We start from the raw sequence: 15,796 nt of genomic DNA, 5'->3' as shown, positions 1-15,796 counted from the left end.
AATTGGTAACAAAATTTACTCAGACTGCCTATTATAGCATACATTGAGCAAATTGGAAGGAATATTAGAGATATGATATCTATTCATTGTTAGTAAATCATTGCAAAAAATCGCTAATAATGCCACAGTTTATTTAAAAATCCAACTTTAGAAACCACATATAACAATCAAACCATTTTACGAAGAATCAAATCAAGCACAATTATGGAATAATTACATTCATAAAATAAGCTATAATGATGCCAGAATTTACTATGGTAAATAGCCTTCAGATATCAGAGGATGTTTTAAAAGTATGGAGCGAATATCATAAGGCTTACACCACGCTGCCCTATCGCTACTATACAGGCAAAGTCCACACTTTGACAGGCTCAGTGACCACCTGCGTGGACTAAAGAAAAACCAAGGATTTTTAACCTGCGTAGGCAGGTTTTGCCTGTGTAGACGCGATTTCCAATCGCTGATTTTTATGTTAATTTAGACTTTACAAACATCCTCTGAGATATCAGCCATCAGCTTAACGCACAATTTCTAAAATATCAATAATCACAGAAAATGATCATTAATTATCATGAATAGACTAGAAAAAATTTCGCAAATTGTAGTTACAACCGACCAAATGCGCGATATAGAAAATCGTCTATTTTCCGCAGGAATGCCCGTAGCAGCATTAATGGAAAAAGTCGCCCTGCTAATTTTTCAGCATCTGAAAACCATCATTCCTGCACATCAAACCATCGGCATTTTAGTCGGTTCAGGACATAATGGAGGAGACGCTTTAGTAGTTGCCCGAGAACTATATTTTCAAGGTCATAAAATTTGGATATACACACCATTTACTAAACATAAGGAACTCACAAACCAACATTTAAAATATGCCAAAAATTTAGGCATTCCTTGTTATACAAAAATCGAAGAAATACCAACTTGTGATTATTTAATAGATGGTTTATTCGGCTTTGGTTTAGAAAGAGAAATTACCGAACCCATAACATCAATCATTGATTATTTCAACAGTAGTAATATTCCCATTATTAGTATTGATATTCCTTCTGGAATACATACAGATACAGGAAAAATTCTCGGAACAGCAATTAAAGCCAAATATACCTTATGTTTAGGTTTATGGAAACAGGGAATATTGCAAGAACAAGCATTAGAATATATTGGCAAAGCTGAATTAATTGATTTTAATATTCCTCTTAATGATATTCATGCAGTCATGGGAGAAACACCAAAAATAAAACGCATTACATCAACATTAGCATTATCAAAACTACCCCTCCATCGTTCACCAATTACACATAAATATAAACAAGGACATTTACTCTTAATTTGTGGTTCTCAACACTATCCAGGTACAACGATTTTAACAGCTTTAGCCGCCCGTGCCAGTGGTGTAGGAATGTTATCTATCGCAGTACCAGCATCATTAAAAAATCTGGTTATTTCCCACATTCCCGATGCTTTAGTTATCCCTTGTCCAGAAACAGAAACCGGGGCAATTTCCCATTTACAATTACCAGAAAATACCGACTTAAATAACTTTACAGCTATAGCCTGTGGACCAGGTTTAACTAAAGATTGTACCTCTATAATTTCACAAATAATTAATAGTCAAACTCCTCTACTTTTAGATGCTGATGCATTAAATATATTAGCAGAATTGGGGACAAATAACACTTTAAGACAACGAGAATATCCCACAATACTAACACCTCATACGGGAGAATTTAAGCGGTTATTTCCTCATATTGACCCCAAAGATAGAATCAAAGCTGTAGAAATTGCTGCCGAAGAAAGCAACGCTATCATATTATTAAAAGGGGCAAGAACCACAATAGGTAATTCTCAAGGTACAATTTGGATTAACCCTGAAAGTACACCAGCTTTAGCGCGTGGAGGCAGTGGTGATGTATTAACAGGTTTATTAGGAGGAATATTGGCGCAAACAGTCAATAAAACACCGATAGAAGAGATAGTAGCTACTGCTTCATGGTGGCATTCTCAAGCAGGAATATTAGCGGCAGAAAATAGAACGGAATTAGGAGTAGATGCTGTTACATTGACACAATATTTAATACCTAGTTTAACTAGAGATAGTAGATAAAAAATTGATGCAGCTATTGTGATTTTTATTCAATTCTGACTCAATTTTTTGAGCAGTTTATAAACTTCTGTACCAATTTGATAATCTGGATAATTGGGATCATTTATATTTAATTCACCAACTATTTTTGCTCTTAAAATTGCTTCTGATGTGTATTGAATTATTTGTCTAAAAGATGGTTGCCTATGATTTTGATGAATGATATTCCATAACTTTTTACAAACTGTTGATCTTTTTTTGATATATTGATTCTGAATATGATCCTTAAAACTGAATTACCAGCTTTTTCTTCTTCTCTATCTATAAATTCTACATGAATATTACTAGAGTGAAAATCTTCTTCATATTTAGTTGTTAAGGCATTAAAATATTTATATTCAGTTTTATCTCCTTCAGCAGCTATTATATATAGTTTCCATTTCCCATCTTTACCGCATTTACTAGCAATATAATTTGCTCTACCTTGATAATCTGTATTTCTTTCTCTACCCATTTTATTTTTCCTCTTTCTATGATAATGATTTTAAATGTTTAATAAATGTTTAATAAATCTTTAATTAAAGGTATTGCTCCAAATCTACCATTAAGATATCCAGCAGTTAAATCTATATTTTCAAAATCTGTATTAGCTAAAGAATACAGTAGAGATTGTCCATATTTATCTTTTTCCACAAACCAAATTTCATCTTTTCTAAAAGTATCTTTAATATCTAATAAATAAACTTCATGGGTAGTAGCAATTAACTGACTATTCAAGTTTGTATTGTGAGAATTATTTAAAAAGTAATCAAATATTTTCTTCATCAGTAATGAATGTAAACTTCTTTCAATTTCATCTATGATATAAACAGCATTTCCTCTTTGTAAATGTATTAACATAGGAAATAAATCTATAAGTCTTTGTGTTCCATCTGACTCTTCTGAAATGTTAAATTCAACTTCTCCATGTTCTTTATCCAATCTTACTGGCGATAAATTCATAACTGTTAAATTATCTGTTCCATCTTTTGCTTGAGAAATAATAGATTGTAATTTAGGTATGAATATTGCATTTATTTCACCTTCTTGATAGGGAAAATCTTTTTTAATTTCTGCTTTAACTTCTGCTGGTATTTCTTGATATTCTTCTAAGTCAATTGTGGAGGTGGTAATTTTTTTAATTCCTAAATCTAATGATGCTAAAAATTTACTTAAAGAATCTTGAATTGGTTGACTAAAAAAAGGTAATATCAAAGGTTTAGAATTAGGAAAAATTATTGTTAAAACATCACTAAACCATTTATATATAGGTTCTAAAAACTGCAAATCTTCAATTTCACGCTCTTGGGAGTTAGTTAAAAATAGTAAACTTTCTCTAGTATTTTTTGCTTCATAACAAATACCATTTTTTTGATATTCAGAAAGATTTAGAAAAAACTCATGAGCAAAATTATGAAAATTAAAATCCTTTCCCCTTCTTTCATAGATGGGATTTTCCATATTGACACCAATTTCAAATAACCATTCTTCATGGATTTTGTGTTTATCCACTATAAAACCATAAGCATATTGTTTATTGTTAGTTTTAAATTCAAATTCAAATCTTGATGGTTTTGTATAACAGGTTTTATCTAATTTAAAATTATTAATATTAATATTTCTATTTTTTTCCACCCCATCAACAATAAAATCTCTGGCAAATTCCATAGCTTTAATTAAGTTAGATTTGCCAGAAGCATTAGCACCATAAATGATAGATGTTCTTAATAATTTAATTGATTCTTCAGAATTATCTGTAACTATATGATGACTATGACTTGTATCATCTGAAGCAATCATATTAAAGTGTATCCTTTGATTAAAAGATAAGAAATTTTCTACTGTAAATCTGATTAACATGATTTTTTAAGTATTTTCAGGTAAACGGTGAATGTTGAGGATGATTCTATTATAAACCATAAACCTTACTTAATCTAAAATTTTCTTAATCATCTGATTAGCTTGAGTAGCATAACTGCCACCAAACAAGTTAAAATGATTCAAAATATGATACAAATTATAAATAATTTTCCGTTGTTTATATCCTTCATTTAACGGTAAAACCTCCTGATAACCTTCATAAAAAACCGCAGGAAAACCGCCAAAAAGTTCCGTCATAGCAATATCAACTTCCCTATCACCAAAATAAGTTGCAGGGTCAAAAATCACAGGTTCACCATCAGTAGTAAAACCCGCATTTCCTCCCCACAAATCACCATGAACTAAAGCAGGTTGGACATCATGATTTTTCAATAATTCAGGAATAGTAGCTAATAATTTATCTTGTAAAGGAAAATTACCGCCCTTTCTTCTTGCTAATTGAAATTGATAACCCAAACGATATTCAACATAAAAATCTATCCAATTAGACTGCCAAATATTAATTTGTGGAGTTGAACCAATAGTATTATTTCTTTCCCAACCAAAACCTTTATTACTAATATTTTGGTGCATTTTTGCTAAATTTTGTCCCATTTTTCGCCAGGATTGTTGATTAGCTCCCGTCATTTCTAACCATTCCAAAACAATATAACTATAATTACCTGTAATTCCCCAACATAAAGGTTGTGGAACACGAATACTCTGGGTTTTATACATTGTTTGTAAACCCAACATTTCCGCTAAAAACATATCTGCTTGAGTAGCTTGGTTAAGTTTCACAAAGTAAGTTAGTTTACCATTGCTAACAGCATAACCTTGATTAATACATCCACCACTGACAGATAAATGTTGGGTACTTTGAAATTTTTGGTTAGTAACTTCGCTAATATGATTATCAATTTCTGTCCACATCATAATTTTTTCTCTCTAATAACTAAATTTTTACTCATGTTGATAGTTTTCATAACTAAACCTTCAAGATAATTTAGTGTTTTATGTCCACTTAGATAAAAAATCTTGTAAAGGCTGGTATGGTATTCTTTTTAGTTTACCAAAATTTGTATCTTTTTCATAATCAGCATCTGTTAAATTTTGACCAATTTTTAATTTTTTCTTTCCTGCTGTACTGACTACTTCAGGAATGCCATCAATCCATTTACCTCCAGTTTCCTGTAATCTTTTATCTCTAGCTTTAATACATTCTACCATTGAAAGAACTTCAATATCAACTATATAAGGTGAACAAAATCTATTTTCTTCCTGAATTTGAATAGCCACAATTAATAAAACATCTTTTTCTGTATTAATATTATTTATAGTGATATTTTCTTTTAGTCTTGCAGATGGTTCTCTAGGTGTTGGTGGCCGTTTTAATTTGAGAGATAAGTTATCTACAAACAACCCTTTTAACTCTACTCTTTTGCCAGAAAGATGAATATAATCAGGATAGCTTTCTCTTTCTCCAATAATACTTGGTGATTTTTGTAGTCCAATATTTTTAAGTTTTTCTTGATTTTCTATATCGCTAGAAATCAATTCAATTTGCGGTAAAATACCATCTAACAGTGTGTTGACAATTACAGCTATTTGACTAGGTTCAAACCCTGGTAATGCTTGTTGAGGAATAGTTAACCAATCTATTTTTATACCAATAAGTGGAGTAAAAATATTTTTTAATATTTGGATTTCTTGTTGTGAAATATCAGACATAATGGTTCTCAAAATTATTGTCAAATGAACTATTAAATAAATTATTTTTTTGATGATTTGTTTTGATTATATCTCTACAAATAATATAGTTCCGCCAAGATTGTTCTGCAAGTTGAATTAAACAATTATTTATTTTAATACGTTCTTCTAGTGTAGGAACACTCACAGGTATTTGTTTTAAATTGTCTATAGTTACTCTGGGACGAGTGCCCCCACTACCTGTTGGCATTTGCTGAAGAAATACAGCTGATTTTAAATAACTCCACCAAAAATAGGGCAATTTATCATGAGGAATAATTTCCACAAATTCTGAATTAATAGGGTAAAATATAGGACTTTCTTTTTCTAACCATTTTGCTTTTGGGGTTACTAAAACATTGCCAAGATAGGCACGCATTGTTCCAAAAAGTAAAACTTGTTCACCAATTATATAATATTTTCCTTCTTGGACAGAATTATCTTGTAAAGAGAATGTTAAAAGTTCTCCTGTGGGAATGTTTTTATATTCAATAGGTGCGAAATCAGATAAATTAATATTACCTTTATTGGCAATTTTTTCAATAGTTACAAAATCTGATAGACTATTATCTAATTCATTGTCTTTGTAAGAATAGGGATTCCAAATACCTGTTTTTAGGTTAGCGGAATTGACGATGGTAAAAAATGTATAGCCGTTTTTTCTCATATTGTTAAAGTCAGATACCAAGAGTTGAGATAATATCAGGGTTTTGTAATAAAGTTTCTAAATCATTAGTTGCTACATTTTTTTGTTTACTATTTAAAGGTATTCCAATAGAAGAAACATTAGCGAAAATAGTTTGTTTATTTGTTTGTTGATCTCTGTACTCTTCTCCTTTTTTATCTAAGACAATAATATCAGCACGAGTTGTGGTATTAGCTGTGGTATGAAAAACCCCTTCTGGCAAAGTTATAATAGCAGTTAATAACCAATTTTTTTCCACGATTTGACGTAATTTCTCATATTCTTTATTTGATATAATAGAATGGGGTAAAAGAGTTACTAAACGTCCATCAAGTTTTAATAATTCAAAAGCTAAGTCAATAAATAAAGCATCGCTATTTCTATAACCTGCTTTAAATAATTCACTAGTGGAGGAAAAATTCTCGATTGGTAAAGAAAATGGTGGATTTGCTATAATATAATCTATTTTACCATATAGAGACTTTATTTGTTGATGGGGACTATCATGGTAATTATAAATATTTTCAGTAAATAAAGATAAAGATATATCCGGTTTAAATTTTTGTTGATGTTTATGATTAATTTTTAATATCAATTCTGTTAAACAAACTAACATATTATCTACATCATTGGCTATTAAATGACAAGGTATATTTTCCCATAAATTGCTAATTTGTTGTAAAAATGTTCCACAGCCACAGGTAGGATCTATAATTAACGCATGAGGTTTAATTGGTAGCATTTTTACCATTGATGCAGCTATTTTGTGGGGTGTGAAGAATTTACCAGTGATATCTCTGAATCTTTTACCCAGAAAATATTGATAAAAAACTGTGAGATTATTAGCACTCTTATCTGGTTGAATATAATTATTAATTATTGGGGAAATTATTTGTTGATTAATATGATCTTTTAATACTACCTGTGATATTATCTCACCTTTTTCGATAATTTTGGTCAGATTTTGAGACATTTTAATACTAAAAATATTAGCATAAAAATAAGCGATCGCATTAAATATATCTTCTCCTTCATATCCAAATTGTCTAAATATAGTTTCTATTTCTTTGAGAATTTTCACTTCTAGCATTTTTTGTATTAATTAAACTTAATAATTTTCTCAAATGATATTATATTGTGTTGAGTTAATGTTGGGTTTATTCAACCCAACCTACATCTTAATCTCCAGTAATAGAAAGTTCACCTACCCAAATTCTAGGACAAACTCCTCCTGGTGTTAATTCCACTTCTTTCTCAACATAAACAATTGATTTCAACAACTCGAGAAAATCACCTGCTACCGTTGCTGACTCAATACTCACTTTCTCACCTTTATTAACTAACCAACCATCAAAAGGTAAAGAAAACGAACCTTGCAAAGATTTTACTCCTGCATGAAGAGCTTGTAAATCATCAATTAAAATCACATTTTCCGCAGTTTCTAAACTTAATTCTTGTATGGCTACGCCACGCAAGCTATCAGGAGTACCTGCGGCAAAAACATGATAAAAATTAGGACTTACACTCACTTTCGCGCCAATACTAGCATTACCAGTAGGTTGAGTATTAAACCTTTTTGCAGTTCCCGCACTGTGCAGGAAACTAGTTAAAATGCCATTTTCAATTAACTTAACTTGACGAGTTGGTGTACCTTCACCATCAAAACTTTCTGCACCAATATTGGCCGGATGTAAAGCATCATCATAAACAGAAAGTAAAGGAGAAGCAATTTGTTTACCAATATCTTCAGCTTTTGATAAACTTTGATTATCGAGAATATTTTGGGCATTAAATAAATTAGAAAATGCTCCTAATAAACTCAAAAATGCTTCTGCTGAAAAAACTACTGGATATTTACCAGTGGTAATTTTTTCATAATGCAAATGACTGATAGTTTTCTCACCAGTTTCTTTGATGCAACCAGCAATATCTAAGTCAGCTACACTTTCCTTAACTCGATATGCTCCCCCACTGCGAGGTTTTTTCCCTTCCTCTTCTGTTTTGCTATATAAATAAACCGAAGCTACAGAATGAGATTCTGTTCTTAACGCACCTTCACTATTGAGATAAAATCTATCAATATCTCTTTGTGCTAAACCGTTATAAGGGACGCTTTTGATAGCAGGATGAACCGCTAAAAGTTCTTTTTCTGCTAATAGTAACTTTTCTATTAATTCAGAAACTGGGGCTTGAATTGCCTTTTCTTTTGGCCGATAAGAAATGGGAATTGTGGCTTCTGGACTAAAATCAGGAATGTTTTCTTTCACGCCAAAAAAACTTGCTTCATAAGCTGTTTTCAAGGCTAATTCTAATCCTTTAGGATCTACATCTGTGGTACTAGTAACACCCATTGTATTTTGTTCATTCCACACTCTTACAGTCACACCAGAACGGTTAGAAGCCTTAACTTGTTTGGGTTCTCCCTGATCAACTTGTACACTAGTATCATCTACAGTTGAACCGTAAATATCAAACTTTTTAATGCCTAATTTTTTAGCATTTTCTTGAGCAGAATTAGCGATTTCTTGTATTTTCGTAGTCATGAATTAAAACCTAAAAATTGCAAAACTTTTCTTTGATAAATTTGTGATTTCAGATCCCCGACTTCTTTTTTGAGATTATCAATTAATTAAATAATTTATCATACAAGTCGGGGACATTTGGAATTATCTGCCACCAACGGTGATAGAATCAACTTTAATATGTGGCTGTCCAACTGTTGTATAAATGCTGCCACTCACTGAACCACAAAAACCAGGTGCTAATTCTAAATCTTGGGAACACATAGAAATTTTATTCATAATTTCCTTTGCTTCTCCAATTAATGTTGCACCTTTTAATGGTTTGGTAATTTTACCATTTTCTATTAAGTAAGCCTCGTCAACACTAAAGTTAAATTGACCAGTTGCTCCCACACTTCCGCCACCCATTTTCTTACAATAAATGCCTTTATCAATGGAGGAAAATAATTCTTCGTTGCTATATTCTCCTGGTGCAATGTAGGTATTTCTCATGCGACTAGCAGCAGCAAAGGTGTAATTTTGACGACGGCCGCTACCTGTGCGCGGATGTCCTGTTCTTAGGGATCCAGTTCTATCTGCTAAAAAGTTCTTTAAAACGCCTTTTTCTATTAATAATGTGCGTTGGGCTGGCATTCCTTCATCATCCATGTCAATTGTGCCAAATGCGTTATCAGCGCGTCCTTCATCCCAAGCTGTTAAACTTTCATGGGCAATCTTTTCGCCTTTTTTGTCTGCGAAGGGTGTGGTATTACGCTCAATTTGGGTTGTTTCTAATAAATGTCCACAGGCTTCATGGAATATTACTCCGCCAAAATGGTTAGCCATAATGATGGGATAGTTGCCTGATTCTACATAATCTGCATATAACATTTTACCCGCAGATTCCGCTATATGTTCTGCGTCTGTTTCATAGTCCCAGGTTTTTAAGAAATTGGGGTCACTGGTATTGCCCGCACGTTCACCAATGGAGGCGCGGTTTGCACCATCAGCACATAGAATATTAAAACCGACGGACTGGGTAAGCCTGATATCACGGGCAAATGTGCCATCGCTGGCTGCAACTAATACTTCTTGCCAGTCTCGGAAGTAGGAAGCCCGTCGAGATTGAATGTGAGTGGCTTTTTTGTTAAGTTGGGCTGTACCATCTAGGAGAATTTCGCCCATTTCCTGAATAGAACTACATAAGGGTAACCACGCATCTTTACCGCGTTTTGTAGCGTAGTCTCGCAGTAGTTCTAAGTTGGTTTCAGGAATTAAGGCGTTAGCTGTAGGTAATTGTAACCCCAATATAGATAAACCTTTTTCTAGAGCCGCTTTTAAGCCATTAAAGGTAAGATTATTGGTGCTTACGTAACAATCAGCTTTACCACGAAATACTCTCACTCCTGCACCAGTGGCTAAACTGGGGGAAATGCTGGTAATTGTGTCATCTTCGGCTAAACAACTGATGTAGTTACGACGTTCTAAAAAAAATTCTACAAAATCTGCACCGGCTGCGCGTCCAAGTCCTAGTAAGGTGGATAATGGAGCTTCCCAGGTGTCGTCAAATTTTTCTGTAGTTGAGGAATATTGTAGATTATGAAGTTGATTGGAGAGAAGTAGGGTATTTGTTAACATGAATATTTTCTTTTGTGAGGTTTTTACTGAAAAGTCCTGGTTTTCTTAGTTTAACAAATCTATTAATGTCGCTGTTGACTGATATTTTGTAGTGGTTTCCGTAATGATCAAAGCAGATGGGATCAGGGGGATTATAGTTTCCCCAGTAAAGGTACAATTCTCAATAGCTTTAGTTATCTTCATAATTCCCTATGATATGGATACTCACCTAACTGAATATTTGCAGGGTTAGTTGCTAATGTAAAGTTTTGTAAATCCATAAAATTCTTTTACCCGATGTGATTATATGAGTAACTTAGTTGAGAAATCAGCAATATATGGCTAAAATACTGGTATTTTTACTTAAATATTTATTTATATATTATACTTACAATAAATTCTCTTAGATTTCATCAAATCTTTAATTATAAAAGTTTGTCATCACTTACTTATTTATCTAAAGTTTTGTTAAGATGTAGTCATGAGGAATAGACCAAAGGTATTGAGCTTTTAGCTGATATCGCACCAACAACATAGAGTTCAAACGGTGAAACAATGGTTACTTACATTTTTTTTGATGAAGCGTTACGTATTCTCACTTATGCTTTCTTTGCATCAGCAATTATGTTAATTGTAGGTTCTAGTATAGGTTTGGCAGTTATTGAAACTATGGAAAAAACAGGAGACAGCTAATTTCAGGTTGACATGATATACTCTTCAAGCACAACATTTAACCTAAGCGTGTATTTGCTGTCTAGTAATTTCTAAGTAATTGAATATTATTTACTCAGATCCTTGGCTTTTTTGAGAAGTCGAGGGTCTACTATTTGCACATTTTCATGGTGTGTCATATCATAAGCTGTTGTGCCTTTAACTTGAATAATTAATACAAGCAAGATGCTTGTGCTACTGTAACTTCAGGTTTTTTAATTATACAGTGAGTGCTGCACATTAGCTTATCCGGTGGAACACTGATCATATCTGTTGAGGCTGGTAATGGGTAATTGGTAATTGGGAAAAGGCAATACAGTGATGAACTATATCGTAAGTGATTGGGCAGACATGATATCAGATATCAATAATCTGTTTATTTACAGTATTTATGCACTCTGACGCACCCTACAACTCAGATCCTTGGCTTCTTTGAGAAGTCGAGGATCTACCATTAGATATAATTCTTTGAGATGATATTTTCTGGGAAAATGTCAACATCATTATATTTGTGATCACAATGTCAGTTTCTATTAGTCTCTCTCAATTGGTAGAAGTGCTTGCTGCAAAACCTATAAATCTATCTAATTCTGATTTGTTACAGTTAAGCACAGGTGTACAGACAGATACACGAAGTTTAAAACCTGGAGAGGTATTTGTTGCTTTACGGGGGGAAAGGTTTGATGGCCATGATTTTGTGGATAAGGCGATCGCTCAAGGTGCTATTGTAGCTATAGTTGATGATGATTACGAAAATACAGACTTACCGATTTTAAAAGTAAGAAATACTTTAACAGCATATCAACAAATAGGAAGATATTGGCGAGAACAATTTGATATTCCCATAATTGGTATTACGGGTTCTGTGGGAAAAACTACTACTAAAGAATTAATTTCCGCAGTGTTAGCAACTCAAGGAAAAGTACATAAAACCTTTAGTAATTTTAATAATGAAATTGGAGTACCGAAAACACTTTTAGAATTAGAGAAAGATGATGATTTCGCAGTAATTGAAATGGCCATGAGAGGAAGGGGACAAATTGCGGAATTAACGAAAATTGCTAGGCCAAATATTGGAGTAATTACTAATGTGGGAACAGCACATATTGAGTTATTAGGTTCAGAACAAGCGATAGCAGAAGCAAAATGTGAATTATTAGCAAATATGTCTGATAATAGCATTGCTATTCTCAATTATGATAATGCCAGATTAATGGAAACAGCGACAAAATTTTGGCAAGGAAAATTAATCACTTATGGATTTTCTGGAGGTAGTATTCATGGTAATTTCATTAATAATGAAATCATTGAAGTATCAGGGATGAAATTTGTATTACCATTACCTGGCCGTCATAATGCGAGTAACTTTTTAGCAGCTTTAGCTGTAGCAAAGGTATTAAATATTGATTGGGAAAATTTACAATCTGGTGTTAATGTAAATATGCCCACTGGTAGAGGTCAAAGATTTACCTTAGATGATGATATTATCATATTAGATGAAACCTATAATGCCGCACCAGAAGCAATGTTAGCAGCTTTGCAGTTGTTAGCAGATACTCCAGGAAAGCGGAAAATTGCAGTTTTAGGTGCGATGAAAGAACTAGGAAATAGATCCCAGGAATTACATTATCAAGTGGGAGAAATGGTCAAGAAATTACAATTAGATGGTTTATTAGTATTAGCTGATCATCCAGATGCGGAAATTATAGCTAATAGTGCGGAAGGGATACATTGCGAATGTTTTCCTAACCATGATCAGTTAGTGAAAAGATTAAAAAGTGTGATACAGTCAGGCGATCGCTTATTATTTAAAGCTGCACATTCTGTAGGTTTAGATCGAGTAGTGCAACAACTAATAAGCAACAACCAATAACAACAAAGTAGGGTGCGTTATCAAAACAGCTAACGCACCAATTACCAAATGATGTTCAGAATGATGATTGATACCATTGACATGGCAATTGTCATTAAAATTTTGAGAGTTATCGCAAGTTAGAGGGTGAGATAAATTACTTAGATGATATGAATATATGCTATGAAAATGATGATGATGTTTATGGTGTTTTTGATCATGAAAGTTAGATTGATATCATCGCTCCTGTGGTGGAGTAAAATAATCGCTATCATTCAAAGTTTAATGGAGGTGAATAGCCAATTGTGTGATTAAATCATTTAATAAAGGAGAATTGTCAGAGTTAGATATAAACTACTTCTATATTTTCTGATAATTATGTAAAAGCTGGAATTTTGTAACATTTTACTCTATAAAAGTTAAATCAAACTATGACAACCAAAAAATCGCTATCTTTAGGGACAATGGGATGCGGAACATGGGCTTGGGGAAACCAATTACTTTGGGGATATAATCAAAGTATGGATCACCAACTACAAGAAGTATTTAATCTTTGTGTGAATAATGGCGTTACCTTATTTGATACAGGAGATTCCTATGGTACAGGAAAATTAAATGGCCAAAGTGAACTACTTTTAGGAAAGTTTACCAGAGAATATCAAGCATTAAATCAAGATAATAAACATAATATTTGTATAGCTACAAAATTAGCAGCTTATCCTTGGAGATGGACAAGAAAATCAATTATTTCCGCTTGTAATGCTTCTGCTAAAAGATTAGGAAAAAATGTGGATTTAGTGCAAATCCACTGGTCAACTGCCAATTATGCACCTTGGCAAGAAATAGGGTTATTAGATGGTTTAGGAGACTTATATGAACAGGGTTTAGTTACAGGTGTAGGATTATCTAATTATGGTACAAAAAGATTATTATGGGCACATAAAAGATTTCAGGAAAGAGGTATTCCTATTAAAACTTTACAGGTACAATATTCACTTTTATCTACCTATCCAGTGACAGAATTAGGGTTAAAATCAGTGTGTGATGATTTAGGAATTAAACTCATTGCTTATAGTCCTTTAGCATTGGGTTTATTGACAGGTAAATTTTCGGAAAATGGCAGTTTACCTAAAGGGGTACGCGGGTTTTTATTCAAACAAATATTACCAGGAATTAAACCACTTTTAGGCTGTTTACAAGAAATAGCCAATAGGAGAAATAAAACCATATCTCAAGTTGCCATTAATTGGTGTATTTCTAAAGGGACAATTCCCATTCCTGGGGCTAAGAATGTGGAACAAGCAAAGCAAAATATGGGGGCTTTAGGTTGGCTTTTAAGTGATGGAGAGGTGGCAGAATTAGATAGTTTTGCGGCTAAGTCTGAGAAGAAAATGGTGCAGAATATTTTTCAGACACGGTAAATATGCTAATATTAGGCAGTTTTTAGAGATAAGCTGTTGTGCTTTTAATTTGGATAATAGATGCAAGCAAGATGCTTGCACTACAGTAATTTTAGTAAGGGTTTGTCTATGTGTGTATAGTTTTGTTTATAAAATTGTTAGCTAGGAAATAGCTGATATCCGACCGAGAGTTCAACCTTTTCCTGTTTTCAGGGTGGGTTGGTTAGCTTATGTACGGTCTGTTTACTATGATTTAGCTAACAACCAATCGCACTTGTCATGTTTTCTGATAAAAAACAGAAAATCTATCATCCTAGAAGTATTACAATACTAAAAAGTTGCTTAACATTTCTTAATTTATATGCAAACAACCATAACAAGCACTACAAATCACATACCTGGACAATATTGGCAATGGCGAGGACATAAAGTATATTATGTACAAGCTGGATCATTCGCACAGCACAAACCCTCACTATTACTAGTACATGGTTTTGGTGCGTCCACAGATCATTGGCGTAAAAATATTAGCGAATTATCTCAAGACTTTCAAGTATTTGCTATTGACTTATTAGGATTTGGGCGCTCTGGGAAACCTAAATTAGAGTATGGTGGTAATATTTGGCGTGAACAATTACATGATTTTATTAAAGAAGTAATTGGCCAAAGAACAGTATTAGCGGGTAATTCCCTTGGTGGTTATGCTTGTTTATGCACAGCAGCAGAATATCCTGAAAATGTAGCAGGTATCGTATTACTCAACAGTGCAGGAAGATTTTCCTCTACAGAGAATAAAAATACAGATGGTCAAATAAAACCAGATCAAAATATTTGGAAAAAGCTGCAAAATCAAAGTATAACATGGTTATTTAAACAAAGAATTATCCAATCTTTAATATTTCAATATACACGACAAAAATGGGTAATTCGACGTACCTTAAAGAAGGTTTATTTAGATCAAAGTTCTGTCACGGAACAACTAGTAGATGATATACAACGTCCAGCATTTGATACAGGGGCATTGGATGTATTTGTTTCCGTTTTTAGCAGTCCAAAAGGAGACACAGTTGATGTTTTATTATCAAAAATAAATTGTCCATTATTATTACTTTGGGGACAAGGAGATCCTTGGATGCAAGCACAAGAAAGATCGAAAAAATTCCATGAATATTATCCACAATTAACAGAATATTTTATCAATGCTGGTCATTGTCCTCATGATGAAGTTCCAGAACAAGTAAACTCCTATTTACGCAATTGGGTACTGACAAATTACATCAACTAATAAGGTAA

The 15,796-nt window shown here is 32.9% G+C and carries 13 protein-coding genes; 5 read left to right on the top strand and 8 right to left on the bottom strand.

The features are described 5' to 3' along the window. The first annotated feature begins 571 nt into the window (after positions 1–571). Positions 572–2,110: an NAD(P)H-hydrate dehydratase gene (locus tag H6F32_RS09175; RefSeq protein WP_190369026.1), complete on the top strand. Its 1,539-nt coding sequence runs from the start codon at positions 572–574 to the stop codon at positions 2,108–2,110. 160 nt (positions 2,111–2,270) lie between these two features. On the opposite strand, the gene H6F32_RS09170 is transcribed toward H6F32_RS09175, so the two are convergent. From H6F32_RS09170 to H6F32_RS09135, 8 genes are all read right to left on the bottom strand, one after another. Further along, positions 2,271–2,603 carry a hypothetical protein gene (locus tag H6F32_RS09170; protein WP_190369025.1) on the bottom strand — a complete coding sequence of 111 codons (333 nt, stop codon included), beginning with the start codon at positions 2,601–2,603 and terminating at the stop codon, positions 2,271–2,273. Positions 2,604–2,641: 38 nt separating this feature from the next. Then, on the bottom strand, positions 2,642–3,928 hold the full coding sequence (locus tag H6F32_RS09165; RefSeq protein ID WP_190369024.1) for an ATP/GTP-binding protein: 1,287 nt from the start codon (positions 3,926–3,928) through the stop codon (positions 2,642–2,644). 129 nt (positions 3,929–4,057) lie between these two features. Next, the gene (locus tag H6F32_RS09160) at positions 4,058–4,921 is read right to left on the bottom strand and encodes a fructosamine kinase family protein (protein ID WP_190369058.1); all 864 of its coding nucleotides are present in this window, start codon (positions 4,919–4,921) and stop codon (positions 4,058–4,060) included. 81 nt (positions 4,922–5,002) lie between these two features. Then, entirely contained in the window at positions 5,003–5,719 is a 717-nt protein-coding gene (locus tag H6F32_RS09155; protein ID WP_190369023.1) for a hypothetical protein, read from the bottom strand. Next, positions 5,712–6,404 carry a restriction endonuclease subunit S gene (locus H6F32_RS09150; RefSeq protein ID WP_190369022.1) on the bottom strand — a complete coding sequence of 231 codons (693 nt, stop codon included), beginning with the start codon at positions 6,402–6,404 and terminating at the stop codon, positions 5,712–5,714. The genes H6F32_RS09155 and H6F32_RS09150 overlap by 8 nt, the downstream gene beginning before the upstream one ends. Positions 6,405–6,414: 10 nt before the next feature. Beyond that, a complete protein-coding gene (locus tag H6F32_RS09145; RefSeq protein WP_190369021.1) occupies positions 6,415–7,512 on the bottom strand; it encodes a class I SAM-dependent DNA methyltransferase in 1,098 nt (365 codons plus the stop codon). An 88-nt stretch (positions 7,513–7,600) separates the two neighbouring features. Then, positions 7,601–8,965: a TldD/PmbA family protein gene (locus H6F32_RS09140; protein WP_190369020.1), complete on the bottom strand. Its 1,365-nt coding sequence runs from the start codon at positions 8,963–8,965 to the stop codon at positions 7,601–7,603. A gap of 123 nt (positions 8,966–9,088) precedes the next feature. Beyond that, a complete protein-coding gene (locus H6F32_RS09135) occupies positions 9,089–10,561 on the bottom strand; it encodes a TldD/PmbA family protein (RefSeq protein ID WP_190369019.1) in 1,473 nt (490 codons plus the stop codon). A 534-nt stretch (positions 10,562–11,095) separates the two neighbouring features. On the opposite strand from H6F32_RS09135, the gene H6F32_RS09130 reads away from it, so the two are divergent. The 4 genes from H6F32_RS09130 (at position 11,096) to H6F32_RS09115 (ending at position 15,788) form a co-directional block, all read left to right on the top strand. Beyond that, positions 11,096–11,233: a hypothetical protein gene (locus H6F32_RS09130; protein WP_190369018.1), complete on the top strand. Its 138-nt coding sequence runs from the start codon at positions 11,096–11,098 to the stop codon at positions 11,231–11,233. Positions 11,234–11,771: 538 nt separating this feature from the next. Continuing rightward, on the top strand, positions 11,772–13,124 hold the full coding sequence (gene murF / locus H6F32_RS09125; protein WP_190369017.1) for a UDP-N-acetylmuramoyl-tripeptide--D-alanyl-D-alanine ligase: 1,353 nt from the start codon (positions 11,772–11,774) through the stop codon (positions 13,122–13,124). A gap of 410 nt (positions 13,125–13,534) precedes the next feature. Further along, positions 13,535–14,524 (top strand): aldo/keto reductase, encoded by a 990-nt coding sequence (locus tag H6F32_RS09120; RefSeq protein ID WP_190369016.1) that lies wholly within the window; start codon positions 13,535–13,537, stop codon positions 14,522–14,524. Between the two features lie 340 nt (positions 14,525–14,864). After that, a complete protein-coding gene (locus H6F32_RS09115) occupies positions 14,865–15,788 on the top strand; it encodes an alpha/beta fold hydrolase (protein WP_190369015.1) in 924 nt (307 codons plus the stop codon). The last annotated feature ends 8 nt before the right edge of the window (positions 15,789–15,796 follow it).

It is taken from the genome of Anabaena sp. FACHB-1237 (genome assembly GCF_014696225.1).
GTDB lineage: Bacteria > Cyanobacteriota > Cyanobacteriia > Cyanobacteriales > Nostocaceae > FACHB-1237.
This window is presented reverse-complemented; position numbering and strand designations above follow the sequence as displayed.